The sequence below is a fragment of the Endozoicomonas sp. Mp262 genome, assembly GCF_025643335.1.
Lineage (GTDB): Bacteria > Pseudomonadota > Gammaproteobacteria > Pseudomonadales > Endozoicomonadaceae > Endonucleibacter.
Window position 1 is genome coordinate 2,109,515 of sequence record NZ_CP092489.1, and the last position, 26,165, is coordinate 2,135,679.

At 44.2% G+C, this 26,165-nt stretch carries 27 protein-coding genes; 20 read left to right on the forward strand and 7 right to left on the reverse strand.

Features of this window, described 5'->3' with window-relative positions; all coding sequences use genetic code 11:
- Positions 1-167: 167 nt before the first annotated feature.
- Positions 168-1,973 (reverse strand): protein-disulfide reductase DsbD, encoded by a 1,806-nt coding sequence (dsbD, locus tag MJ595_RS09325; RefSeq protein WP_263082187.1) that lies wholly within the window; start codon positions 1,971-1,973, stop codon positions 168-170.
- A gap of 154 nt (positions 1,974-2,127) precedes the next feature.
- Positions 2,128-2,655, reverse strand: coding sequence for an inorganic diphosphatase (gene ppa, locus MJ595_RS09330; RefSeq protein ID WP_263082188.1), 528 nt, complete (start codon positions 2,653-2,655; stop codon positions 2,128-2,130).
- Between the two features lie 195 nt (positions 2,656-2,850).
- Here ppa and MJ595_RS09335 point away from each other — a divergent pair, with 195 nt between their 5' ends.
- The 18 genes from MJ595_RS09335 (at position 2,851) to MJ595_RS09420 (ending at position 20,679) form a co-directional block, all read left to right on the forward strand.
- Positions 2,851-3,279 (forward strand): CBS domain-containing protein, encoded by a 429-nt coding sequence (locus MJ595_RS09335; RefSeq protein ID WP_263082189.1) that lies wholly within the window; start codon positions 2,851-2,853, stop codon positions 3,277-3,279.
- Positions 3,280-3,498: 219 nt separating this feature from the next.
- Positions 3,499-5,577, forward strand: coding sequence for a hypothetical protein (locus MJ595_RS09340; RefSeq protein ID WP_263082190.1), 2,079 nt, complete (start codon positions 3,499-3,501; stop codon positions 5,575-5,577).
- A 102-nt stretch (positions 5,578-5,679) separates the two neighbouring features.
- Entirely contained in the window at positions 5,680-6,606 is a 927-nt protein-coding gene (locus MJ595_RS09345) for a hypothetical protein (protein ID WP_263082192.1), read from the forward strand.
- 23 nt (positions 6,607-6,629) lie between these two features.
- Positions 6,630-7,103 (forward strand): SycD/LcrH family type III secretion system chaperone, encoded by a 474-nt coding sequence (locus MJ595_RS09350; RefSeq protein WP_263082193.1) that lies wholly within the window; start codon positions 6,630-6,632, stop codon positions 7,101-7,103.
- A gap of 14 nt (positions 7,104-7,117) precedes the next feature.
- The gene (gene sctE, locus MJ595_RS09355; RefSeq protein ID WP_263082194.1) at positions 7,118-8,545 is read left to right on the forward strand and encodes a type III secretion system translocon subunit SctE; all 1,428 of its coding nucleotides are present in this window, start codon (positions 7,118-7,120) and stop codon (positions 8,543-8,545) included.
- 66 nt (positions 8,546-8,611) lie between these two features.
- Positions 8,612-10,477, forward strand: coding sequence for a hypothetical protein (locus tag MJ595_RS09360; RefSeq protein ID WP_263082195.1), 1,866 nt, complete (start codon positions 8,612-8,614; stop codon positions 10,475-10,477).
- 108 nt (positions 10,478-10,585) lie between these two features.
- A complete protein-coding gene (locus MJ595_RS09365) occupies positions 10,586-11,482 on the forward strand; it encodes a hypothetical protein (protein WP_263082196.1) in 897 nt (298 codons plus the stop codon).
- 19 nt (positions 11,483-11,501) lie between these two features.
- Positions 11,502-12,359, forward strand: a complete 858-nt coding sequence (locus MJ595_RS09370; protein ID WP_263082197.1) for a TyeA family type III secretion system gatekeeper subunit — start codon at positions 11,502-11,504, stop codon at positions 12,357-12,359.
- A 23-nt stretch (positions 12,360-12,382) separates the two neighbouring features.
- Positions 12,383-12,754 (forward strand): hypothetical protein, encoded by a 372-nt coding sequence (locus tag MJ595_RS09375; protein ID WP_263082198.1) that lies wholly within the window; start codon positions 12,383-12,385, stop codon positions 12,752-12,754.
- 111 nt (positions 12,755-12,865) lie between these two features.
- Positions 12,866-13,489 carry an EscI/YscI/HrpB family type III secretion system inner rod protein gene (locus MJ595_RS09380; RefSeq protein WP_263082199.1) on the forward strand — a complete coding sequence of 208 codons (624 nt, stop codon included), beginning with the start codon at positions 12,866-12,868 and terminating at the stop codon, positions 13,487-13,489.
- Between the two features lie 11 nt (positions 13,490-13,500).
- On the forward strand, positions 13,501-14,343 hold the full coding sequence (sctJ, locus tag MJ595_RS09385; RefSeq protein WP_263082200.1) for a type III secretion inner membrane ring lipoprotein SctJ: 843 nt from the start codon (positions 13,501-13,503) through the stop codon (positions 14,341-14,343).
- Entirely contained in the window at positions 14,340-15,026 is a 687-nt protein-coding gene (locus tag MJ595_RS09390) for a Yop proteins translocation protein K (RefSeq protein ID WP_263082202.1), read from the forward strand. Before sctJ ends, MJ595_RS09390 begins: the two co-directional genes overlap by 4 nt.
- On the forward strand, positions 15,011-15,664 hold the full coding sequence (locus tag MJ595_RS09395; protein WP_263082203.1) for an HrpE/YscL family type III secretion apparatus protein: 654 nt from the start codon (positions 15,011-15,013) through the stop codon (positions 15,662-15,664). Before MJ595_RS09390 ends, MJ595_RS09395 begins: the two co-directional genes overlap by 16 nt.
- 134 nt (positions 15,665-15,798) lie before the next feature.
- Positions 15,799-17,016 (forward strand): hypothetical protein, encoded by a 1,218-nt coding sequence (locus MJ595_RS09400; protein ID WP_263082204.1) that lies wholly within the window; start codon positions 15,799-15,801, stop codon positions 17,014-17,016.
- Between the two features lie 344 nt (positions 17,017-17,360).
- Positions 17,361-19,136 (forward strand): fumarate reductase (quinol) flavoprotein subunit, encoded by a 1,776-nt coding sequence (gene frdA / locus MJ595_RS09405; protein ID WP_263082205.1) that lies wholly within the window; start codon positions 17,361-17,363, stop codon positions 19,134-19,136.
- Positions 19,137-19,148: 12 nt separating this feature from the next.
- Positions 19,149-19,934, forward strand: a complete 786-nt coding sequence (locus tag MJ595_RS09410; RefSeq protein WP_263082206.1) for a succinate dehydrogenase/fumarate reductase iron-sulfur subunit — start codon at positions 19,149-19,151, stop codon at positions 19,932-19,934.
- Positions 19,934-20,329 (forward strand): hypothetical protein, encoded by a 396-nt coding sequence (locus MJ595_RS09415; protein ID WP_263082207.1) that lies wholly within the window; start codon positions 19,934-19,936, stop codon positions 20,327-20,329. The genes MJ595_RS09410 and MJ595_RS09415 overlap by 1 nt, the downstream gene beginning before the upstream one ends.
- Positions 20,326-20,679, forward strand: coding sequence for a fumarate reductase subunit D (locus tag MJ595_RS09420; RefSeq protein ID WP_263082208.1), 354 nt, complete (start codon positions 20,326-20,328; stop codon positions 20,677-20,679). The genes MJ595_RS09415 and MJ595_RS09420 overlap by 4 nt, the downstream gene beginning before the upstream one ends.
- A gap of 210 nt (positions 20,680-20,889) precedes the next feature.
- Here the strand turns inward: MJ595_RS09420 and MJ595_RS09425 are convergent, their stop codons facing one another.
- Positions 20,890-21,513 (reverse strand): hypothetical protein, encoded by a 624-nt coding sequence (locus MJ595_RS09425; RefSeq protein ID WP_263082209.1) that lies wholly within the window; start codon positions 21,511-21,513, stop codon positions 20,890-20,892.
- A 26-nt stretch (positions 21,514-21,539) separates the two neighbouring features.
- Positions 21,540-21,920, reverse strand: a complete 381-nt coding sequence (locus tag MJ595_RS09430) for a hypothetical protein (protein WP_263082210.1) — start codon at positions 21,918-21,920, stop codon at positions 21,540-21,542.
- Positions 21,921-22,113: 193 nt separating this feature from the next.
- Between MJ595_RS09430 and MJ595_RS09435 the strand changes: the two genes are divergently transcribed.
- Entirely contained in the window at positions 22,114-22,812 is a 699-nt protein-coding gene (locus tag MJ595_RS09435; RefSeq protein WP_263082211.1) for an SDR family oxidoreductase, read from the forward strand.
- Positions 22,813-23,008: 196 nt separating this feature from the next.
- Here the strand turns inward: MJ595_RS09435 and MJ595_RS09440 are convergent, their stop codons facing one another.
- The 3 genes from MJ595_RS09440 to MJ595_RS09450 all read right to left on the reverse strand — a co-directional run bounded on the left by MJ595_RS09440 (position 23,009) and on the right by MJ595_RS09450 (position 25,652).
- Positions 23,009-23,329, reverse strand: a complete 321-nt coding sequence (locus tag MJ595_RS09440; RefSeq protein ID WP_263082212.1) for an Hpt domain-containing protein — start codon at positions 23,327-23,329, stop codon at positions 23,009-23,011.
- 100 nt (positions 23,330-23,429) lie between these two features.
- Entirely contained in the window at positions 23,430-25,178 is a 1,749-nt protein-coding gene (locus MJ595_RS09445) for a DUF1631 domain-containing protein (protein ID WP_263082213.1), read from the reverse strand.
- A gap of 192 nt (positions 25,179-25,370) precedes the next feature.
- Entirely contained in the window at positions 25,371-25,652 is a 282-nt protein-coding gene (locus MJ595_RS09450) for a hypothetical protein (protein ID WP_263322087.1), read from the reverse strand.
- A 126-nt stretch (positions 25,653-25,778) separates the two neighbouring features.
- On the opposite strand from MJ595_RS09450, the gene MJ595_RS09455 reads away from it, so the two are divergent.
- Positions 25,779-26,081 carry a hypothetical protein gene (locus MJ595_RS09455; RefSeq protein WP_263322088.1) on the forward strand — a complete coding sequence of 101 codons (303 nt, stop codon included), beginning with the start codon at positions 25,779-25,781 and terminating at the stop codon, positions 26,079-26,081.
- Positions 26,082-26,165 lie beyond the last annotated feature (84 nt).

The following is a 26,165-nucleotide window of genomic DNA, read 5'->3' on the forward strand; positions in this document are numbered from 1 at the left end:
AGTGATCCTCAAGTGCAGCGGATATTCTGCCGGATTGCAAGAGTAACGTCCAGTTTGTGCGTGTTACAGCACGTTAACACCAGTTACAAAGCATTTCTGTGTTTTTAGAAGAAAATACCCGCATGAGGAGTGATTCATTAAACCCCGGTTCGCTGATTGGAGGTGGTTTAGTGAGATGATACCAGCTGTTCCAGGCGGTCTTTTAGTATTGGCAGTGCTGTATCACCTGCCAGCTTAAGGTGGGGTTGCTCCAGGCCTGTCTGGTTAAAGAATAGTAAGGCCGGAGGGCCAAATAGCTGGTGTTTATTCATGAAATTATGGTGTTCCGGCTGATTTTTAGTGATGTCAAACTTTATCAGTGCAACATTTTCCAGCATTGGCCTGGTTTCAGGAGAACTCAGAAGGTTTTTCTCAAGGGAATGGCAGGAAATACACCAGTCAGCATAAATATCAATGATAATGGGCTTTTCACTGGCTAAAGCCTGTTCAAAGGCAGCATTGAGCTCATCCAGACTATTGGCTTTTCGGAAATAAAGCGATTGATTGTCAGCCTGGTAGGACTCCTGGCTTGATGCCAATGGCTTGAAGGGGTTTTCATTGCCTTGGGTAAAACCGTAGAGCAAAAGAACTCCGTAGGTTAATAGAACCAGGCCTAATGATTGTTTTAATAGGTTTTTAAAATGGAGAGGCTTAAAGCTGAAAGTGCCCAGGGTTAGTGCGGATAAAATAGCGAGGGTTCCCCATAGGGCGAGGGTTATATGGGAGGGGATAATTCTGTCCAGCATCCATATGGCAACAGCAAGAAGTAGAATGGCGAAAAATTTTCTGACTGTTTGCATCCACTGACCTGCTTTTGGCAAAAGCTGCCTGCCAAAAATGCCTATAGCTAATAATGGCGCACCCATTCCCAACCCAAGGGCAAATAACGATACACCTCCCAGAAAAGCGTTACCGGTGGTGCTGATATATAGCAATGCTCCAGCTAAGGGGGCGGATACGCAAGGGGACACGGCCAGTGCCGATAAAGCCCCCAGTAACATGGCACTGGATATTCTGCCCTGCTTTTTAGGAACCGCGTGGGTTTTACTGCGCAGTGCCTCTGGTAGCTGGATTTCAAAGAGGCCAAACATGCTAAGGGCAAGCACCAGGAACAGTACGGCTAATGGAATAATTAGCCATGGTGATTGCAGCTTTGCCTGAAGGTTAAGACTGGCTCCAAAGGTGCCAGCCAATGTTCCTGCCACAGCCAGGGTGAAAGACATGCTGACAATATATGTCATTGTCAGGGTCATGGTTCGGGAGCGCTTTTGGGTGTCTGATCCCAGGATCATGCTGGACATGATGGGGATCATGGGGAGTACACAGGGAGTGAAGCTGAGGCCTATGCCAGCCAGAATAAAAAGAAAGATGACCAGGACAAAATTGGCATTGCCTAAAAGCCGTTCAAAATAACCCTGATCGTTATAGTTTGTTGAATTATATAAAGAAGATCGCGTTGTAGCGGGTTGGTCTGAAGTAAGGCTAAGTGTGATTTTATGGGGTGGGTAACAAAGCCCCGCCTCAGCGCACCCTTGAAAGCTGACATCTATTTGGGCTGGCTCATCAGACACTGAAATAGGTAATTTGACGGTGAAGCTTTCCGGGAAAATGGGCAGTGTGCGGTTAAAGTTAGGGTCAAACTTGCTGATTGCTTCGGGGTAAAGCGGTTGTCCTATTGAGGGGACAGATTTTGTGGGTGTAAAGCGAATCCTTTCTTTATAAAGGTAGTGATCTGGCGCAACTGAAAAATAAATATAGGCATATTGATCTTCCAGTTCAGCCGCTACTGAAAATGCCTCATGGACAGGTAGAAAACGGTTTTCTTCAGGTTGATCCTGGTCTTTAAGTAGAGCCTCTGTGTTGGCCAGCGAGGGCATTGTGTAGATGCTAGAGACTATCAGCAGAAGCAAAACATTGAATAACCGAAAAAGCATAAAGCAGACTTATTTTGATTTTCGTTTATTTATTGTGATAGGAAATTTTCAGGATGCAAGTTGATAGTGATTTTTTTCTATGATGTTGCAAATGTATCCTATGGGCTTTGGGATTCCAGCAGGATAAGATACCCTGCTGGAAGTTAGATGGGTATTAGCCCTTGTAATTCGCGGCAGACTTGCGAATTACATCATATGCAGCCTCGGCGTTTTCCCAGCCGTCAATTTTAACCCACTTGCCCTCTTCCAGATCTTTGTAATTTTCAAAGAAGTGTGCAATCTGCTTGAGCAGCAGCTCGGGCAGGTCGGTGTAGCTTTTAACATCCTTGTAGATAGGCGTCAGTTTATCGTGGGGAACAGCGATCAGCTTTTCGTCCTGGCCTTTTTCATCGGACATATTCAGCATGCCAACAGGACGGCAACGAATGACGGAGCCTGGTGCTACCGGGTAAGGGGTGATTACCAGTACGTCCAGGGGATCACCATCGTCAGCCAGGGTCTGCGGGATGTAGCCATAGTTGGCAGGGTAGAACATAGGGGTGGACATAAAACGGTCCACAACCAGGGCATCCATATCCTTATCAATTTCATACTTGATTGGGGATGCGTTGGCAGGGATTTCAATGGCAACGTAAATATCTTCAGGGAGATTTTTGCCAGCAGGAATAGATGCAAAGCTCATGTACAAACCTTAGCTTGTTCTGTTTTGTAAAAAGCAGGCCATTATAATGCGTCAGGCTTGGAAACTACCACTTTATCTTGAGAATTTCCCGGAAAATCCTTCCAGTCTATAGACTATCTGCTGAAAGAGAGTAATTATCATAATCATCTCACTAGCTTAAAGCCATTTATTCGAATGGCTGATCGGGAGAAAATAATGAGATCACTAAAAGTGCAGGATTGCATGACCCGAAAAGTTGTGACGCTCTCTCCAGAAATGGAGGTGGTGGAAGCCATTAGAATCTTGCTGGATTATGATATTACTGCTGCGCCTGTTGTGAACGATGACGGGGTTCTTGTGGGTATTCTATCGGAAATGGATTGTCTTAAATCCACGGTTATGGGGGGATACTTTTCACAGGAGAGCGGTATTGTGGAAGAGCATATGGCAAAAAATGTAGTAATAGCGCGTCCACAGGAAGATATCATCAGTGTTTACACCCGCTTCATGAAAGGTAAAGCCTTTAGGATTCCAGTCCTGAAGGACGGCGTCCTGGTGGGAATGCTTAGCCCGAAAGATGTCATGTCTGCCGTTTTGGAGTTTTATGAAAAACCGGCGCTTAACCAGCAGCATTTGGCTCTTTGAATATTATACTTGGACAGCCTTTAAGAAGCACATTCCGGGCTTTTTGATCCCTGAATACGGTGCTGCAAGCAATCACCAGCACCGCCGATGAATGGATATGTTTATTTTCAGTGAGAATAGCCATTAATATTTTTTATTCTTTATTGAAATAAAGAAGATGGGCAAAATTTAAACTAGACTTTTTAATTATATAAATATTTTTTTTGGAATGGATTCCTTATGCCGCCGCGTATCGATGGAGCTGGAGGCCCAGTTCAGACCCATCTCCCAGGAGACCCTCAAAAACAGCCAGATGGAATTGAACCTGCTGCCGGGGAGAAAAAAATTCCCCAGTCTGATGATGGGGCGTCACAGCCTCCAGATACAAGCGTTTTAGATAGAAATACCACAGAAGTCCCTCCCATTGCGTCAGTACAAAAACCAAAGGCTCATGAGCCACCTCTTAGAAAGAGGGATTTTGAAGGGCTTAGTGACGATATTAAACAAGAGTGTGAGCCATCGAAGTCTTCTTCCGGGGGGGCATCCGGCAAGCATAAGTCTCCCAGCAAAAAGAAAGGGTTTTGGTTAGGAGGAGCCGCTACGGCTTTAGGGTTAACATTAGCTTTTGGCTGTGTTGCTCTTGCTCCTCCTGTAGGCCCTGCTTTATTTGGCTTGGGAGCGGCTATTTATGTTATGGGGCTTATGGCGCACGTTTATTCCTATGTTGATTTTGATGATCCGTCCATGGCTAACAATATGGCTAATAAACAGGACGAAGACCGGAAAAAGAGAAGGGATGATGATGGGAAGGATTTAAATACGGACAAAACCCCAGAAGACCCGGAGAAAAATAAGCCTGTTAATTTTGAGGATCCTCAAAAGAAGCAACCTCAGGCGCCTTCCGTACCTCCAAATGGAATGCCTTCACCAGGGGGAATGCCACCGCCACCAATGGGAGGAATGATGCCACCGATGGGAGGTATGCCACCGCCACCAATGGGCGGAATGATGCCGCCGATGGGTGGAATGCCAGCTCCAATGGGAGGAATGATGCCACCAATGGGAGGAATGATGCCTCCTATGGGGGGAATGCCCTGGGGGATGGTAGCACCACCTTTTGTTAATGATTTCAATGGATTGATGGCGGATATCCATAGCTATATTCGGGAGGGAGGGCTGCCGTATGGTCGTGATGCCGTGAATAAAGCTATGGAGTTGGCACATAAGCATATTGTCCAGCCCAGGCAATCTGAACCGGCAGGTTGGCCTGAAGCGCTTGACAAGGTTCAGGAACTTATTAAGTCACAGCCAGCACCGGCCCCTGTTAATATCACCATCCAGGATGTGGGGAAGGTTGTCGATAGTGGCAATAGCCATAATGGTAATAAAACGACCCATCATAGTGAGGATATGGCGGAAGCAGAAAATCCTAATGCAATGACTGAAAAAGTCAGGAAAATGATAGGAGAGGCTGCAGATGATGGTGAGAGTGGGGGGGGATTGGTTAAAACTATCGATGAAGCCATGGCCAGTCGCTTCCAGAATGCGACCTTGGATAAGAACGATGCAGGCAATATTACGGAACCTCCAGATCAATCAAAGGATGATGAGGATTTTCCACCTCCCCCCCCTCCTCCTCCTGATCCTGAGGAAAAGGTTTCCTCTGGTGCTATGTTTGGGGGAAGTGGAGGCGGAAGTAATCCAAATCATTTAAAGCTTGTTGGATTGGCTAAGCAGAAGTCGAAAATAGAACCTAAATATACGTTGCCGGCTGATTATGGGGAAGCTGTTGAACCTACTGAAATAAAAGATCCCCGTAATCGCAGCTTTTATGTGCGTATGATGAGTCATTTAACGGAGGCGGGGGGTTTAATCACTGGACGAAATAAGTTAGGTCAAATTTCTGCCTCTGATAAAAAACAGTGTGTTAGGTTTGGTAAAGACTTTTTTGATGGTCATGCCGAAAAATTTATAAAGTATTCGATGGCTAAAGTATTAAAAGAAAAACCAGGGCTTTTGGTTCAGGGTAATGGGAGGCGTACAAATTCCACTGCATTTTTTCAAGAGCTTTGTTTAGAAATGACCCGTAGTTATGAGAAAGGCGGTTTTCCAAATAATTATGAAGTCATCAGAAATATGCTCCACTGGGTTGCTTGTTGGGCCAGAACGTCTAATACCAATTCCGGGGCAGAATCAGAAGAGTGTAAAAAATGGTTTTCTGAATTGATAAATAACTGGAAATTACCTCCTGAACCTGCTGGTAGCCAAATAACGATTCTAAATCCAGATGAGTTTGCGGAGAGGATGGGGATAGAGTGAAGTCCGTTTATTTGGCATAAATTCCCATTAATCATCTAGAGTTAAAGAAGTGGATATAAAAATAAGTGGAGTTAAAGATTCTTAATGGCAGGGAGCCAAAGCATGTCTACAGCAGAAGCAAGCCCGGAACCAGGGGTTGTAGCAACTTTAAATGGAGGTGAGAGTCGTTCTCCAGTGCAGATAACGCCTGATTTGCGCACCAAGCTGCAAAAAGAGTTAGGGCTTAATGATGATCAGCTCAATGCATGGCTGGCAATGGCTGACCCTAATGATCCCGAGAATTCTCTCTCTCCTGTCCATTTCCAGACAGCCAATAAAGAAACACTGAATGCGCTGCAAAAGTCCGGGCAATTAACGCATCTGGCCCGAGAACTGGTGGGAGCCAGGGCTCCTGTGGCGATGGTTGCGGAGGTTAGTAATCCTGGTAATTGGCAAAAAGATCAATACATTGGCGCAGGGGCGGCTACAGTGAATGCCTTTATTCAGGCAGGTACAGCCAATGCAGCTGAATTACCCCTTCTTAAGCCCCCTATAGATCCTAACAATATCAGTCTTGATGCATTAGTGATGTCGGTATTGACTCAGCGGGCAGAGATTATAGAGGTTCAGCTACGGGAGCAGATTTCATCTATCCAGCAAAAAAACCAGGAGCTGGAAGTGGCTAATGATTGGCTAACCAAAGCTAAATCCAAAAAAGCCAACGCGGGTGATTCTACGAACGGCAATGATAATAGCCGCTTTGAACAGGAGTTTTTCGATTACTGGAATAGCCTTGGTGCTCAGTATCAGGGAAAGCCAAGCGATGGCTCAGCACCACCCACACCGCCATTGCAGCATAACTCAGCAGACTGGGATGTGAATATTGAAGGGTTAAAGGCAAAAATTGAGGCACTAACCAGTCAGTCTCAGCTGGAAACAACCAAGCTTCAGCAAACTATCAACAAATACAACCAGTCTTTTGAAATGCTTTCTAACTTTATTAATAAATATTACCAGTCTATCAATACGATTATTCAAAATTTACGTTAAGAATAAATAAGGAGGAGTTTGACGTGAATAGTGAAGAGTTAAAACAGGATAATGAAGAGCTGGAAGATCAGGTTCTCGATTTTTTTGGAAAAGGGGGAACATTTAAAGATCTTAAAAATATGAGTGATGATGCTATGGAGGCTATTTACTCAGTAGCCTATAGCTTATATCAAAGTGGTAAATATGATGAGTCAGTAAAGATTTTTCAATTTCTCTGCTTTTATGATCATTTCAATCGCAAGTATTTTATGGGGCTTGGTGCCTGCCAGCAAATGCTTAAGAAGTATGAAAGCGCTTTGGAAATATTCACGTTTGCAACAGTGCTTGATTCAGAAGACCCCCGACCTATGGTATATATCGGTGACTGTCATTTAGCGTTGGGCGATAAGGAAAAAGCCCGGCACTCTTATGAAACAGCTATTAAATGGGCGGGAGATAATTCTGAATATTCCCATGAAAAACAACGTGCGGAAAGCATGCTAGAAAATATTGACTGATTCAGGAGTTCGGTATGTCATCAGTAGGGCAGTCTAATACAGGCGGAGTAACAGGCAATAGTGATGTAACCTTTAAGCCTGTTGATTATTTTGATGAGAGTGTCAAGCGTGGCTATGACCAGCTTGATACTGAATCCCGTAATACAGCTATTGCGGAAGGAAAGAAGCAGGCAAGTCACAGGCTGGATCAGCCCCGGGCTGCACATTCAGCCAGTATGCAGGGTATGACCTCCTCCATCGGCATGGGTATGCCAGATTTTGCCAATCTGGTGCCGAAAAATATTGAAGGGTTTGATTTTAAAAGCGTGACAACTCAGTTGGGTGGTATTCAGGATAGTGCAAATTTGATGCAGGGTGTTCAGCAACTGGAAGGGGTTCTTGGAGAAAAGCTGGATCCGGGAAAACTGGGGGATTTGATGAAAGTGATGTTTTCACCTGCTTCCTCTATGAGTACTGATGAGGCATGGAAATGGGCTGAAGCAACCCTTGATCCCACAGAGCTTAAAATGCTGGAACAGTCATTTGGCAGAGAGGGTAAATTTAGCTTTACTGATGCAATGATTAAACTAAGTGCAATGTCAGGACCTCCGGAGCTGGTAAAAGAAATTAAAAGCGATGTCCAAAAAGCAGCACAGATATTTATGGGAAACCAGCTTTGGGATACGGATATGATATCCACCATGCTAAGTGGCATCCAACAGAAAATGCAGGATAATCGTCTTAAATTTGATCAGGAAACCATCAAGATTTCTCAGGTGGAAAAAGAGCGCCTGAGCAATAAGATGATTAGTGATATTAGAGAGTCTATTGAAAAAACAAATAAAGCAAAAAAAGCAAGCTGGATAAATAGAATTTTTGGATTTATTGGCCTCGGAGTCATGGCGGCAGTCACAATAATAGCAATTGCTACTGGTGTTGGGGCAATTGCGGGAGCGTTAATGATAGCGGCCTTTGGCATGATGTTGGCGATGACCCTGGACCAGGAATTGAATGAGGGTAAGGGGATGAAAGCCATTACCGATGGGGTTATGGATGCTTTCGGGGTGGATGAGAAAGAAGCCATGTGGATTGTTTCAGGAGCTATGATGGCTATTATGATAGCTCTGTCCCTAGGCGCTGGCGCTTCAGGAGCTGCAGCCAGTGGTGCTTCAAAAATGGGTGCTTTAGCCTCAAGGGGAGGCATGATTATTTCCGGGGGCGTTGCTGTGGCCGATGGTGGCTCCCAGATTGCTGCCGGTGCTTATAATTTACAGGCATCGGAGTTACAGGCTGATGCTAAAGAAACCAAAGCGAAAATGATGCGCCTTCAACAGATGATTGAGGATGCCACTGAATCTTTGCAGCAAGCAATGGAAGACATTCAGACAGGACACGCGAGAATTGCTGCAATTATAAGCAATAACGACGAAACTAAAAAAGGAATAATGAGAAACTTCAAGTAGGCACAGTATAAAGTGCCAGGCTGATTAGATTCTGGAGTCAATAAGCAGTATTAAGGAGAATCGCTTATGTCAGGCAGTATACAGGGTACAGGTTCACAGCAGCCGGTTGATTATAGTTCAGCTAGTGCAGGTGAGGGAATTGAAACGAGTAAAGCTGTAGGTAGTGGCGTGATTAACGGCAATGCCAGGGTACAAATGATGCAGGGAGAGAAAGCTGTTACGCGATCCCAACTTGAGCATCGACCTACGCTACTGAAGCCTGAAAATATGAGTGTAAAAGCACAGGCCGCGGCTACTAGTGCTGCGAGTGAGGACCTGGCAGGTCTGGGGAAAGTGACCCGGGATGCAGCTAAAGGTGTTGGCAGTGCCATGATGCGCATTCAGGTAGGTATGCAAACACCTGAAGATCAGCAGTGGCTACAAAAAAATGCAGCCAGTTTTGAGGGAACAGCCAAATACCTTAAATCGCTACAAAATGGTGAAGATAAACAATTACTGCTGGGTGGGCAGGGATTTGATGATCAGCAAATTGAAGACTTGATGCTTTCTCAAACGAATAGAACAGCGCTTACCAATAAACTGAAAGCAAAGTATGGTGATGCGTTTAATCAGAAAAAAGCCGACTTGATTGCAATGGGTTATGATGACCACCAGGCTGATATGATCCTTTCTTTGGGTGATGACAATTTAATGAGAAGTGATCTACGTAAAGCGGAGTTGAAGAAAATATTTAAAGATAGCCCCGAAGGGCAGAAACTTGCTGAGCTTGGATTTGGTGAGAAGAAAATCAAGGAATTGTTGGCCTTGATTAATAAAGGCGATAAGCCCGGTGACTCATTTACAGAGAATCAAAAGTTAAAAGATTTATTGGGAAAAATGGGGTTTAGTGAAAAAGAAGCGGGTATTTTATTAGCTACAGGGGATAAGGACAAGATAAAAAACCAGTTGATGTTGATGAATCAACTTGAATCCAATCCTGAGATGATTGAAAAACTGGAATCATGGGCACAGCAATCACGTTTATTAACTTCATCCCCTAATAAGCCCTATTTGGAAGAACATCTAAAGCAGTTAGCTGACATTTTCATGGTGCTTGAATTGATCCATAACATGAGCGTTAAACAACGTCGTTTTGCCAGAGAAATGCGTTCAGCAGAATATGATGCTGCGAAAGCAGAGGTGTTAAAACAGGCTGACCATATTCGTATGGCTGCCGCTTTCACATTCGCAGCGGATCTAACTCAAGGCGCTCTGACTATGGGTGGGGGCTTTGCATCAATGAAATCCGGCTGGAAGGGAGCTAAAGCTCCGAAAGGTGGTGCGAAGTCAACAGCGGATGACGTAGAGGTCTCTTCTCCTGGGGGGAAGAAGCAAGGTAAGTCCGCTAAAGGCAAAAAGGGTAAAAGTACTGCCCGTCAGGACAATGTGGAACAAAATGGTAATACCCAGCAGCAGAATAAAGCCAACCAGAAGAAAAATATGGAAAAGGATGCCCAAAAAGCTGACCAAAAGCGGGCTGATCGAGAGACTGAAACACAGCAGCAGGATGCAGCCCAGCGCAAACAAAATAAAGAGGATGTCACTGAAGAGCAGAATAAAGCAGCAGATGATAACCAGAGTGTGAAAAAAGAGTCGACCAAGAGCCAGGAGAACTCAAATGAGATGATGGCTAATAGCAATCAAGGCATGATGATAAACTCACTGACATCAGGGGCAGGCCAATTTTTAGGGGGGGGATTTAAGTTTGCAGCTTCTCAATACTCTGCGTTGCAAAAAGAGAGTGAAGCCCGTCAGAAAACCCATGAAAATGCAGCTCAGGCCTGGTCTGAATGGATGCAGTTGCAACAAGATATGGTGAAAACCTGTCAGAGCAAAATCGATGAGATCAATCGGATTCACTTCGATACTCTCAAAAGTTTGTCCAGGGGTTAGTATATTCCCTAAATAATCGATAGTCGTACTCGTTAGTAGGCAGAAGCAGTCAGCATAGTTATGTTGGCTGCTTTTGTTTGGCTAGATAAAAAGTGGAGACTGGTTACTATGAATTCTGGTGGTGTTGATGGCATTCAGCGATCTGCAATTCCCACACCTTCGCTTGGAGAGGCGGTTAAGTCAGGTCAGGTTGGCAAGGCTGCCAATGGTGAGGGTTTTTCTGCCGCTGTTAATGCCCAGTCCGGGTTTGATGCCTCTGATGTAGAAGAGCTGGCAATGAGATTGTCGAACCGTATTTCCCAGAATAAGAAGCCTAAAGTGAAATCAGGGAAAAAAGCAGGGAAAACGGTTAAGCAAAAAGGTGTTAAGGAAGCTAAAAAAACGGAGCAGACATCCGCGGTAAGAAAGGATACCGGAGATACTCAGGCCAGGCTTCGTGCGTTGCAAGAAAAATATAAAGAGGGTGGAGAGTTGAGTGAGCAAGATTCTCAAGCCTGCTCTGATATATTGGATGAGCTGTATAAGGAAAAATCAAAGACTGTACTGAGTGAGTTGGATCAGTTTTCAATTAATAATAGATTTCGTTCTAATAAGCTTGATGATCTTAGAAACAAGTATCAGCAATTAATTCAAAACAATGAAACTATTGATATGGATTTTTTGCGTGACTTAAGTAGTGTAATAAAAGAACCGGGAGTCAAGGATGCTGGTTTGGATGCCCGGAAAGAGTATAGAGATAGCCCTAAAAAGATGTTTGAATATTTAGGTGAAAATTATTCTAAAACACCTATGAAGCTGGCATTAGCTTTAGAGGTTAATAAGTTGGGGAGTCAGCAGGGCATGGTTAAGAATAATGAAGAGGTTCGTCTGATGGTTAATGTTAATGAACTTCGAGCATCAAAAACTTTGAGCGCTTTAATGGAGCATTGTGAAGAAACTGAAAGTCAGGTTTCTCGAATGCACCTGAATAAGCAGAGTATGGATAATACTGAATCAGCAACTTGATTTTATAGGGAAGCTAATAATGATATCTGATGATAGTATAAATGTTAGCGCAACAGATATTCTTTCGAAAATAGAAAAAGACGTCAATGAAGGTAATTTTGACAAAGAACTATACCGAAGTGATATCAAAAAACTTAAAGGGCAGCCTTCTGAACTGCGATTTTTAAAAGTAACCTTAAGTCAGTTAAAAGAACATTTACCACAATATACAGAATATGTTGATGCAATGCAGCATCAAATAGAGGAGATGGAGCATGATGTTGAGGCAATGTTTGGTAGTGAGGTGGATCGGGCTTTAAGATTTAATGAAAGTGTTTCTAGTCTTGTGGAATTGATGGGCAGCCGAAGTGGTTCAAATGATACTGTTGAAGAGGGTTTATTGGCTGAAAATAAAAATGGCCTTGATCAGTCGGTATTTTCACAATTTCAAACTGATAATTCACCACTGGAAAATGAATATAGGAAACAAAAGCAAGAATCTCCGGAAGACCCTATAAAACGAGGTTTATTGCTTGAACAAATGCTGAATCTTGTTGAACGACAATGGGTAACCGAGGCTGATTTTGAAAAAATTCCAGGGGAAATAGGCGTTGAGGATCTACCACTTAGAATTTTTGTAATGACTAAAATTGTTGATTTAATTAGAACCATGCCAGAAGAGATGTTTGCTAATGATGAAACAAAACAGAATGTTTTTTCAGCTGCACAGGAAAATCTTGACGGTTTGGTTGAACAGGAAGCTGAAGAAGAAATGGATGGCTACACGGATGTAGAGCAGGGTTTTGGTATTGTTGGTGAGGTGACTGCTGATATTGAAGCGGGGGGATTATCCTCTACTGATAAAGGAATGCAGTCTCTGGGCTTTTCTCAAGAATAAATTCTAAAGGAAAGGGAAAAATTATGGACTGGAGAGATCAAGTTATAGCCGACGTCGGAAGGGGTATGGGAGTGGAGGGACTGGAGTTTACAGGATCCGGGGTTATTCAGCTGGAATTTGAGCGAAGAGGCCAGCTATTTATTGAAGCTAGGGAAAAGGGTGTGCTGTTTTATTTAACCAGAGGGCTTCCCCAGTATGACTGTGTGGATATGCTGGTTCGAGCTTTGCAGGCAGCGCATTATTCATCCAGTATGCGATATCCGTTGCAGGCTGGATTAAAGGGAGACAGAGAGCTTTTCTTATGTATTTTTCTTGGCAATGAAGAGTTTGACAGGCCAAACATTGAAGGTGTCATGCAAATATTGGCGGATCAGTTTGACAGGATTGTGGAGTAATAAAGTAACAAGCTGGTCAAGTCAGCTGTTTTAAGGAGTAAAAGGAAAGAGTGGGAGAATCAGGTTGTATCTCTTGAGTGAAATTTACCGATAGCTTAAGGGGACAATAAAATGGCCGACAATATCATTAATCCAGATGGCTTAACGGAAAAAGGGCCAGAAACTTCTGAAGAATTTATAGCACCGGAAAAACCGGATGAAGAACTGTCCAGCCGTTTTTCAGGTCTTGTTTCCAGCGAGAATGAAAGCAATCTGAGCGGCTCTGCAAATAATAAGTTTGCAGCTCCGGAAACATTTTCAGAAATGCAGGAAAAAGGCAATGAGGCGCCAGCTGTTCAAATTGATAATAGTGAGCAGGCAGGGCTAGGTACCGATAGTGATAGCTTGAAGGAAGCTAACTCGCCTGAAACAACAGTGGATGTCGATCAGGTAGAGTTTGTAACCAATCAAATATTTAGTGGTGGTTCGGTTTTGGGTGAAAATATTGACCCACTGCCAGAGGCCGGAACGCTTGGTGACAGGATTTTAAGGGGTATGCAAGGAATTCGGGAACGTGTTGAGGATGGAGCAAGGCAGGTTGAAGCCCATTTGGATCCGGCCAGTGAAACAATGAATATGCGGGAAATGTTTCATACTCAATGGACGATGTCGAACCTGATGATTACTGAGGACTATATAGGTAAGGTCGTCAGTAAAGGGACTCAAGCATTCGATACTTTATTGCGTAACCAATAGGTTACAATGACATGAAAAAAAGACTTGTTCAGTCAACCCTTAAGGCATTTTGCCTGATTGCCGTTAGCCTTCTGATTACAGGCTGTAAGGTTGAGTTGTACTCGGGGCTTAGTGAGAAAGAAGGCAATGAAATGCTGGCGATTTTGCTGGATGGTGGCATTGAGACTGAAAAACTTCAGGACAAGGATAAAAACCTTACCTTAAAGGTAAAGCCTGATGAGGTGTCGAAAGCCATCAGGTTATTAAAAAGCTATGGTTATCCCAAAGAGAAATTTTCTTCAATTGGAGATATTTTTCCTAAGGAAGGACTGATTTCTTCCCCTACAGAAGAGCGTGCCCGCTATACCTATTCCATGTCTCAAGAGTTAGCATCCACACTGTCTATGATAGACGGTGTGATTAACGCCCGGGTTCATGTGGTTTTGCCTCAGGAGCCGGACTCCTTGATTGAAATCACTTATCCTTCCTCAGCCTCTATTTTTATAAAATATACTCCAGAATTAGAGCTGGCGGGCTTTATACCTAAGGTGAAGACACTGGTAGCTAACAGTATTGAAGGACTTTCACTGGATAAAATTACAGTGTCGCTTTTTCCTGCTACTCGAATAAATCAGGCTGGAGTGTCTTCTGAACCTGGGGAAAAAAGCAATCCAGGTTCGACCAAAATGCTCAAGGTTCTGGTTTTTGTGCTTGTCTTTTTACTTCTTCTTGCAGTAGGCGGAGCGGGCTTTTTGATGTGGATGCAGCAACAGGGAAAACCATTAAAGCTGGGTTTTTTGCAAAAAACCAGAAGCAGGAAGAAGTCAAAAGAGAATGATTTTGATGAAGAGATGAATCTTGAGTTGGATGAATGAAAGAAACTTCTGGGCAACTGTCGTTCAGTACAGAGTTGTTTGATCAGGTTACCGAGTTTAATCTTTACCCTATTCGGTACATGCATCATTCCTGGTTAAAAGGTATAGAGCATGCAGATTTTATAAATTTGCTGAAGGGTAATGAGCAAAGCCACTTTTTTTTATCCAGGTATTTGCTAGGTTGTTTGAATGTAACCACAGAGTGTGATTATCGTATTGATAGTAAAGATAAAAAAATTGCTTTAGCACAAAGAGAAGAACTGCTGAATATTGCGCTATATATAGGGATTGTCTTGAATGAGGCAGTTATTCGTTCGGTTGTTCGTCGTCATGAACGCAGTTTACTGGAAGAGTGTTTGGGGGAATCGGCTTATTTTTTTGCGGTTAAAAAAGCGCAGTTTCTAATAAATCATGCAGCATTAAGCCGGTCTCCAGAAGTATTGATTGACTGGCAGCATCCAGAGCGTTTTAAGTCATTTCTGACAATCAGCGGTTTGCAGGTACTGGGCTTGGTGTACTCGGACTTGCCTGATGGATTCAGGAAAAGGCTGTTGCTTAAGTTCCCAAAATCATGGAATAGGTATTTCGATGATTTTGATGACATAGGCATAACAAAAGAACAGGGACGAAGTCTTCTGATAAAAAGCCATAAAGAGGTGAACAGGCAATGGCAACACCTGTAATCCTGACCACTGATACATTTTATGTGGACCCGTCATGTAAGGTATTAAAGGCGGATCAGCACGCTTTATTTCTTGAGGCCGAAGAGATCATTGCCAAGGCCAGGGAAAAGGCACGGGGTATTGTAGAACAGGCTGAGGTAGATTATGGCCGTGAGAGGGAGCGTGGCTATCAGGAGGGGCTTGAAGAAAGCAAGGCTGAGCAGGCAGAGCAAATGCTCAAGGTTGTCAGCAGGACAATTAACTATTTGTCCAATATTGAAAAAGCAATGGCTGATATTCTGCTGTCAGGCGTTAAGAAAATTATTGGGGATTATGATCAGGAAGAGTTAGCTGTTAGCCTGGTTAAAAATGCCTTGCAGCACGTTCGAAATGAAAAGCAGGTGACCATTCGTATTGCTCCCAGCCAGTACAATATGGTTAAGGCAAGAATCAATGAGATTTTAGAGGAGTATAAAGGCGTAGGGTTCATTGATCTGGTGGCAGATCAGAGGCTTTCCACCGGTGACTGTATTATGGAAAGTGAAATCGGTGTTGTTGAGGCTAGCGTTGATATTCAGTTACAGGCACTTCAAAAGCGATTTGAAAAAGTGAATGCAACAGTGGTTGCCAGTTTAAGCAGTTCTGAGCCATCTACTTAATTAATTCGCATCCACTGTCATCTCTTTCTATCTTTCTTTTAGACTGTAAAGAGGCTTGTTTGTAATTAAACAATAAAACAAAGTTTTTATATTTAAAAATTATAAAGACGCTGTTTTTTAAGTAGAGGTTTGTTATGTCTGCTCCGGGTAGGGCTCATTTTCTTGGGAGTGCCCTTATTCTGGCAGGAACGGCTATAGGTGCCGGGATGCTGGCATTACCTTTTGTGGCCATTCAGATTGGCTTTTTCCCCACAATACTTGTCTTTTTGATAACGGCTTTTTTTATGGCATTTGCCGGGCTGCTCATGCTGGAAGCAAACCTTTCGATAGGACCAGGTTGCAGTCTTTATGTTATGGCGGCCAAAGTGCTGGGCAGGCCAGGGAAAGTGGTAGCGACAGTTGCGCCCCTGGGGTTGTTTTATTCTTTGATGGTGGCCTATTTAGTGGGAGGTGGTGGGTTAATCAAGCAGCTGGTTTCAGCCGCGTTCTCCTATAGTATGTCCATACAACTCTGCATTACTGTTTTTGCCCTGGTTGCCAGTATTGTGGTTTGGAATAGCACCAAAGCGGTAGATTATATTAATAGATTTCTTTTTCTGTTGATGCTGGTGGCCTTTTTAGCAGCGGTTCTAGCTCTGTTTCCGGGGATTCAATACACTCGACTGACCGCAATAGGTATGTCTCGTGATGCGCTTTGGGTGGTGTTACCGGTTGTTTTTACGTCATTTGGTTTTCATGGCACCATACCCAGTCTTATCCTTTACCAGCGTGACAATCTGGATCTATTACCAAAAGCCTTTGTTTCAGGAACGTTGCTGGCTTTTTTGTTCTACGTTGTCTGGCTTATTATTTCCATGGGAAATCTTGATGGAAATACGTTTTCTGGACTCGGTAAAGCGGATAACTCGGTAGGTGGTCTGATTCAGCAGTTATCGTTAAGTGCCGCTGCCTGGGAGTATACAGAAGTTTTTTTATATGCATTTTCAGATCTGGCGTTGCTGACTTCTGTGCTGGGTGTATCCCTTGGCTTGTTTGACTATCTTGCCAGCTTGTTTCAGCGCCAGGAGTCCGTGAAGGGGCGCTTTCAAACATCACTGTTGACATTTCTACCGCCTCTTGTATGCGCTATTTTTTTTCCAGATGGTTTTATTGCAGCCCTTGGTTATGCTGCCGTTGCACTTTCCGTTCTAGCGGTGCTCCTTCCCACTGCTATTGTCTGGAAACTGCGTCAAAGTAACCTTGCCTCGAGTGTCTATCGAGTCCCGGGAGGAAGGGGACTTTTATTTTGTAGCTTTCTTTTTGGAAGCGCTGTCATATTACTGCAATTATTGGGTTCCATGGGAGTGCTTTAGTCATAGCATTCAAGAGCTTTTGTTGCGTAAAATACCGATATTGCGGATACATTTCGTAATTGAGCAAATTATGTTAAATCACTACATTTTGTAGAGAAAATATTCACAGGCAGTTGCACGGGTACCTGAAAGGGGAGGACCCGGGCGTTTTCACAGCTATACTATTTTTGGAAAATCAATGATTAAGGGACTATTGCTTTATATCAATGGTTTTTTAGCTGTGTACTTATATACTGCCCGATTTTTTTTAGTATTTTGACACTTTTTACTTGAACCCGTTCGGCTTTTGAGTAGGGGGCTTTTTGCCGCCTGTAAGCTGAAACAATACGACAGAGGTTGGCGTAATGCAGGTCATTAAGGCCGATGTAGCAATAGTGGGTGCTGGTGGTGCTGGTCTGCGAGCAGCTATTGCTGTGGCGGAAAAAGACCCCAGTCTTAAAGTAGCCCTGATTTCCAAGGTTTACCCCATGCGCAGCCATACTGTGGCGGCGGAAGGTGGGTCTGCCGGGGTTATTCAGGATCATGACTCCCTGGAAAATCATTTTAAGGATACAGTATCTGGTGGTGACTGGCTGTGTGACCAGGATGTTGTCGACTACTTTGTTGCTAACTCCACTGAGGAGATGGTTCGTCTGGAGCACTGGGGCTGCCCATGGAACCGTAAAGAAGACGGTAGCATAAACGTTCGTGCCTTTGGTGGAATGAAAATCGAAAGAACCTGGTTTGCTGCGGACAAATCCGGTTTCCATATGCTGCATACACTGTATCAAACCTCTGTTAAATACCCTTCTATTGAGCGCTTTGATGAATACTTTGCCACCGATCTGATTGTTGAAGACGGACGTGCCCAGGGCATTGTGGCAATTGAAGTTAAAACCGGTGAACCCAAGGTTTTTCTGGCTAAGTCTGTGGTCTTTGCATCTGGTGGTTCTGGCCGTGTTTTCCGCTTTAATACTAACGGTGCCATTGTAACCGGCGACGGTCACAGTATGGCCCTGCGTGCGGGTGCGCCTTTGCGTGATATGGAGTTTGTTCAGTATCACCCAACCGGTTTGCCCGGTTCTGGCGTATTGATGACTGAAGGCTGCCGTGGTGAGGGAGGTATCCTGTTGAACAAGGATGGCTACCGTTACCTGCAAGATTATGGTCTGGGACCAGAGACACCTGTTGGTCAGCCCAAGAATAAATACATGGAGCTGGGACCCCGTGATAAATTATCCCAGGCATTCTGGCATGAGCAGCGCAAGGGACGCACTATTGATACTCCGCTGGGGGATGCTGTACACCTGGATCTGCGTCATTTGGGTGAGAAAAAGTTAATGGAGCGCCTGCCCCTGATCTGCTCCCTGGCTAAAAACTATGTGGGTGTTGACCCCGTTCACCAGCCGGTACCGGTTCGCCCGGCAGTTCACTATACCATGGGTGGTATCCGGACTGACATTAACTGTGCCACAGATATCCACGGCCTCTATGCGGCGGGTGAGTGCTCCAGTGTGGGTATGCATGGTGCAAACCGTCTGGGTTCTAACTCTCTGGCAGAAATCGTCGTATTTGGTAAGGTGGCTGGTGATCATGCCGCTGACTTTGCCAGACAAAATGTGATGTCTGATGAAAAGAAACTGCTGGATCAAGCCCGTGGTCATCTGGCCAGTATCGAAAAATTGCGTAATGCCAATGGTTCGGAAAAGGCCTCACACCTTCGTCACGAGATGGTTAAAACCATGGAACGCTGCTTCGGTATTTACCGTATTGGTGAAGAAATGCAGGAAGGCGTTGATAAGATGGCTGAACTGCGTGACCGCTTCACCCGCGTAAAAGTTGAAGACAAGAGCAAGGTATTTAATACCGAACTACTTCAGGCATTCGAACTGCAAAGCTCTCTGGCCGTTGCCCATTGTATGGCCGTTGGTGCGGTGAACCGGAAAGAGTCTCGTGGAGCCCATCAGCGTATTGATGGTTTTGAAAAACGCGATGATGACAACTTCCTGAAGCATACATTGACCTACTACAATGGCAATGCTGAGCCTCGTCTGGACTATGAACCAGTCAATGTCACCCGTTACAAGCCTGAAGAGCGTGTATACGGCGCTGCCGCTGAAAAGAATGAAGCGCAGAAGTAAGGAGGCCTGTAAATGAGCAACAAGACCCTATCCATCGAAATTCTGCGCTATAACCCGGAAACCGATGATAAGCCCAGTTATGGAACCTTTGAAATCCCGTTCGTGGAAGACTGGTCCATGCTGGATGCCCTTGAGTACATCAAGGACGAACTGGATTCCAGCCTGGCTTACCGCTGGTCCTGCCGTATGGCGGTGTGTGGTAGCTGTGGCATGGTTATCAATGGTACGCCAAAACTGGGCTGTGAGACCTTTTTGAGGGACTACTATCCCAATACCATTAAGGTGGAGCCACTGGCAAATTTCCCCATTGAAAAAGACCTGGTTGTTGATGCAGAAGACTTCATCAAGAAGCTGGAAGCTGTAAAGCCATACATTATCAATGCCATGGAGAAGCCTATCCCAGAAAGCGCGGGTGAGGCGTCACCACAGCAAATTGGCGCCAGTGCCAACAAGCAAACGCCCAAGCAAATGGGGTTGTATAAGCAGTTCTCCATGTGCATTAACTGCATGCTCTGCTACTCTGCCTGCCCACAGATGGGGATTAACCCATTGTTTACGGGGCCGGCGGTTATTGCCCTGGGGCATCGCTATAATCTGGACTCCCGTGACGAGGGTTATGATCAGCGCACGGAAGTGATCCAGGGTAAGAATGGTGTTTGGTCCTGTACTTTTGTTGGGTATTGCTCAGAGGTCTGTCCTAAAAATGTTGACCCGGCAGCAGCCATTAACCAGAACAAGCTGCAAGGCTCCCAGGACTGGGCCCTGTCTTTCCTGATGCCGCGCAAAGGAGGTAAGTGATGAGCCGTCGCCCGTATGTGCGCCCCATGAAGCGTACCTGGTTTTTGGATCACCCGTTCTATCGGAACTATATGATCCGGGAGTCTTCCTGTATTTTTGATGGCCTGTATGCCATTAACTTGCTGGTTGGTTTGATCCAGCTGGTTAAAGGGCAGGCCGCCTGGGATAGCTGGCTGGCTTTTCAGGCACATCCATTGATGATTCTGTTTACAGTGGTGACCCTTGGGTTGACGCTTTACCACTCTGTAACCTTTATTGCCATGTGCCCCCGGGTAATGCCCCAGCCATTACGTAAAATGATTGCTGATAAGACGGTTGTCGCTGCCAGTTATGGTGCTTTGGTGGGAGCCTCCGCTGTGATTCTGTTAGCTGCTATCTGGGGAGTAGGCGCATGAGTCAGAAACGTCACATTGAACCACTGTTGTGGAGCCTGTTTGGTGCAGGTGGTGCCACCATCGCTTTTGCTTTTCCGGCTCTTATCTTTGTTGTAGGGTTGGGTGTGCCTCTGGGAGTTATTCCGGCAGAAGCACTGTCTTATGAGCGTATTTCAGGGTTTATTCTGGAAAACTGGATTGGCAAGCTGGCGTTAATGGCTATTCTGGTGCCTGCTTACTGGGCCTGTATTCACCGTATTTATCATGGCAGTCATGACCTGGGCTTTCACCCGGGTGTGGGTGTGAAAGTACTGTGTTATGGCGGTACGCTGGTGATGAGCATTGCCACTATTGCGTTATTACTGGTGTGATAGTCAGGAAAGTGGCTCTATTTTATACAGCGCTTAAAAGCATGTATTTGTGATAAGAGTCGGGCTAGTGCCGCACTCATACCGTTTGCATTTCGATGAACTCAATGCGAACGGTATGAGTATCAGCGCTTAGTGGCTCTGAACACCGCTTAAATACGAATATTTGATCAGTAAATATGAACTATAGTTATGAGGCTGCCAGAACGCTGCCTATGTGTCAGATACGTCCGTGAGTCCCTGGATTTCTATTGTTCTCTCATGCTGAAAGCTAAGGGCTTCCTGCTGATCACTTTCCAGTTGTACCATTTGCTGATTAAGATTTGTCAGGATTTCTTGCTCCAGGATATTGACCCCATTATTCATTAGCCAGTGATAATCTCTGGTATTTCTATGAAGCCCCAGATCTTCTGCTAATGCTTCGATATTTGAGGTTGCCACCAGATGCACACCATTATTTTGGGTACCGGGCATTTGGAAAAAGTTTGCCAGAAGGTTACGGTGGTGCAGTGAATCCTGTTCCTGGGGATCATCCACCAGAATATTGGTTAAAGTGCCTGCAAGCTGAAGAAGCGCCGTTTTTATAGCGGTCATTGCACTTGTGTATTCACTGGTGCTATTTGAAGCCTCTTCCGAATGTTTCATGATTTCCAGAGAGTGTTTAATAATACTGACTGTCTCAGATGAGTAGTGGCGGACGGTACGTTGGGCTAATTTTTTTGAAGGGGTTTGGGCCTTTGCTGCCGGGGTGTAGTTTGGCTTTTTCGTTAACTGCGGTTTAGCAGAGTAATTGCGATTTTTAAGTTTTTTTCCCTGCTTTTTATTATTGTCACTCATACCTTAGCCTCGCCTTTTTGAGAAAGTTAATATCCATCGGATAAAAAACGATCCAGATCAATACTATCGGGAACTCCCAGGATATTATTAAGTTCTGTCACTATTTCCATTGCCAGGGGGGCATGCATAGCGCCGCTTTTCTGGCAAAAGGGTGCGGTTAGGTGATTGCCTACCAGCCGGTGTTCACGCAGGTATTCATTGATTTTTTGTGGAAGGTTGTAATAGACATCCCGGCGTAGGGAAAAATGGGTGTGGTGCAGGCCTTGTTCACCAGAGACTTGAAGGTCAACCTTGACAGTGTTTTCGTTATCTTGCTCATCCACTTGATAATCTATGGAAAGGTTGGCTACGATATGGCCATCTTTAAGACTTTCAATAATTGCAGTCCTTTTTCCGCAGAAATTCATAACAGCGCTCCCTGCATTATATTCACTGAAATTCATATGTCATTTATTAATAATAGTCGAAAATATGGCAGCATCATGGATGCAGGTGGGCTTTTGCCGGAAATAGGGCTGGTTTCATAACTTTATGACTGGCATACATGTTTGATTAATTTCATGATATACAAAGCATTTTTGCTAAAAACGGGGTGGTGTTATGTCTAAAGCAGTATTGGTGACAGGTGCCAACAGAGGGATTGGTCTTGAGTTTTGCAAGCAATACTTGTCCCTGGGTTATAAGGTCTATGCCTGCTGCCGGTCCCCTGAGTCATCTCCTGAGCTACTGACATTGAAGCAGAAGGTGGCTGACCGGTTGCATGTGTTCCCTCTGGATGTGACCAATGAAGGTATGTTGAAGGCGCTTCCACACATGTTGGAGGGGCAACCTATCGATATTCTGATAAATAACGCAGGCGTTTATGGCCCCAAGGCATTACCTTTTGGTCAGATTGATGATGCTGAGTGGCTGAATGTAATGAAAGTAAACACCATAGCGCCTTTACAGCTCGCTCAGCTGCTCGTGGATAATGTAGCGGCAAGCCAGGAGCGAAAGGTGGTGCTGTTGACCAGCAAAATGGGAAGTATCTCTGATAATACCAGTGGGGGAAGCTATATCTACCGTTCTTCTAAAGCAGCGTTAAATGCAGTTGGAAAAAGTTTATCCGTTGATTTGGCTCCAAAGGGTATTAAGGTGGCACTGGTTCATCCTGGCTGGGTGAAAACGGATATGGGCGGCAACAATGCGCTTATCGACACTGAAACATCTGTCTCAGGACTCTGCCGGGTGATTGAGCAACTCAGTGAAGAAAATAGTGGTCAGTTCTTTAATTATGATGGTGCGTTGATCTCCTGGTAGTTGATGGTTAAGTACCCAGCCTGATGAAATCCTATATTTCTGGCTGATTGATTAGGTGTGATGCAAGGCGCAACGACGGGCGCATAGTTGGCCTATGTAACCAGAGTTGCAACGAAGCAGCGCATCTGAGTAAGTAGTCAGAAATATAGGGTTTCATCAGGCTGGGTACTTATAGCCTTACTTTTTTAAGTAGGGCTTAAAGGTCTGCTACGGCAGACTGGAGCGCTTTATAATTTTCAGTTAATTGATTATAAAGCGTTAAATAATTACCTAATCCAGCCTTAGCCTTGCTTTCCAGTTCTGCGGCAATACTAGCCAGTTGGTCTGCACCAACGGTAGCGCTAGCCCCCTTGATCCTGTGTGCTAAACTGGCAACCTCTGTGTGGTTTACATGTAAGATAGCTTGATATAATTTCTTGAGGTCATCATCTGTAATGGCTAAAAACTGACTTAATAAGGACTCCATCAGCTTTTGATTATTTCCTGTGATTTGCTGGAGATTATTTAGATTTAACATGCTGCCATTCCTTGTGTTTCCTGTTTGAATTTGTCGTCAAATTATGGAATGGCTTGAGAGAGGGTAAGCAGTGGAGATTTTAGGTGTTATATTTTTATAGCTAGAAATTTAAAAACTTACTCATGACTGTTTGTAACGCTTTATCAAAAAGTGGGGTGTGGTCAATTATTTTTGCAGTACCTTTATTGATTTCTTTCTTAAGTGAGTTCCCATTTTTTTCAGTGACCTTCATTCCGGAGCGATTTGTGAAAATATATCGGTTATGGTGCTCATCAATACTATCCAGTTGACAGCGAAGGCGTTTTTCTGAAATGCCAATAAACTCAACCCAGTCACCAATGTGGAGGTTAGGGATTGGCTGAAATGAACTGCGACCCTGTGAATGGCTGCCAGAAAAGAGGTTGCCAGGGCTGGACTCACTTTCAAGTATAATTTCTTCAATTTCATCATCTTCCCCAGTGCTGTCATCAACGCTGTGATCAGTGCTGGTCTCTTCCGTAGGGGGATCTATGATTGTTTCTGGAGTTTTATTCAGGTGATTATTCCTTGCTTCTTTCTCCTCCTTAACTGATTCGAGGCAGGCCGTTACATCTATTCGGAACTTTATGAGGGATTCATTAAATATTTCAGGATTGTCTTCACTTTCGGCAATTATTTTCCGGACTGTTTCTTCAATGAGTAAAATAACTGGGTCATCAGGGGGGGCATCTTCAGAACACTTCATGCCGGCAGTTGTCATTTCATTAAGAAGATCTCTGGCGGGATGATGGCGGTGGTTGAGGAACTTCTGATCGAATAATGCAAGTTTAAGAACCGGGATTTGCAGTAGGCTGATAAGCTTTCTCACTTCATTGTTTAAGTCATGATGGTCCAGAATAAACTCAAAAAGCATTCCAACCAGGCTAATCAGATCCTGGTGGCGTTTGGAAAGCTTCTGGTTGATGCCTCTGTGCTCTAGTGCATCCTTGATTGAGGAAGCTACATCCTCAATGGAGTTAAGCTTCTCTAATAGCTGCAACTGGATTGTTGATAATGTGCCTGCAAGATCGATTGATTTGATAGTCTGAGGTCTTTCTGGCGCTAATAGCGAGATACCAGATAGCTGATTTTCTACCTTTTCTAAAATACCCTGGGTTAATGTTTCTATTAGATTGTTGTTGTTTGCCATTAATGGCTTGGGGACAGCTGGTTGTTGATTATGTGATGGTGACCGGGATACTGGAGCAGATAAAATATCATAGCCTTTTGACTCCAGTAACTGATCAGCCTCAGCCCACATGGCCAGAGCAGGCTCCCTGATATGCCGGCTCAGGATGAGCAACAGTTTTTCTTCCAGTTCAACAGTCAGGGGCAAAGATGAAAGCGCTTTTGAAAAGCTGGTGCAAAGATTCTCCGGGGTTAGTAAAAAGAAATGGTTACAGTTTTCTGGAAGCCTGTTTTTTAGATTAATCAACAGTTGGGTGCCTTCATCAATAATCAGTGTCTGGGCTGCAATCTGATTAATAAGCTTTTTATCCAGTTCCTCATTTTTCATTAAGGACAGTGTATTGTTGTCTTTGGGTGAATCTTCTGCTAAATGGGTATTGATCATTAATTCATCGATATATTTGTCTTTTATGTTTTGCATGGTTTTTTGAAACAGTGCGTAGTTTTCATTGAAAAGAGATAAATCACTGTTGTTAGTGGCTGAATCGCATCTGGAAGATAAATAGTTTTGTATGTCTAGCAGGGCTTCATCGAGGGTAGGAAGAATAAACTTTATTAAAAGTTGTTGAAAGGAGTTTTCAAAGGATGAATCTGTGTTGGGGGTTGATACTGATAGATGGACTACATTATTTGAAATCGCCATATAAACCACTGCTCCCTGAACAGGCGATGCCAGTTACAGAACCTGATCATCATCCTTGAAATACATCCTAATTCCAAGCTTGTCTAATTATTATAATGAGGGCGCAGTGTGTTTATTATAACAATAAATATCTAAAAATATTTTTTTATGAGTTTTAGTCAAGCTATTGACGAATAAGGCTAGAAGCTAACCTTAATCTTTCATCTCCTTGGCGATTTCCTTGGCTTTTTCTATGGTTCTATTAAACCCTGTCCTGAAAGTACTTTCCCGGAACTGTTGCTGTAAATCTTCAAGGGTGATTTCATCCTTAGGATCTTTAACTTCTTCATTTACAGGCTGTTCTTCCTTGTTCATGAGCTGAGAAAAGTGATCGGCTTCAGCTGCTGTAACCTCTCCAACAGGTTTGACTGACTGAACTTGATCCAGGTTGCCTTGATCAACGGTTTCAGCATTCTTTGTTGTAATCAGTGACATGGCATAGTCCTTGTTTTTTTATTCCATTTATCTCTTAAATTAATCTTAGGACTGAAATTTTGGTTATTCCAATAAAGAGAGGTATGGCCTAGCCGACAAAACCATTAGTACAATCGGGGGATTGCCATGAGCGGTGAACATTTCACGTTAACTATCAGCCAAAGCACCACGGATCCGGGTGATTTTGCCATTCATATGAAAGAGAATGGCAAGCAGGAGCAACTACTGGTCCATTTACGGTTTATGCCACTGGCTATGCTGGATGAAGCCTATCTGGATGACCTGGTGGGTGTTATGGCTCGCAAGCTGGCTAAGCGGATCATTGAGTGGCGAGTAGCTCCCGATGACGACCCGCAGGCGATGAAGGCTTGTCAGGAACAAGCGAAGGCGGTGGTTCAGGAAGCCCTGGATCGAATGAAAAAAGGGTAAAATAGTAGCTATCAGTGTTGTACCGAACCTGAATATTTATAAACTATCAAAGCCTGCATAAGCATTGCATAGCGTAAACCCCTT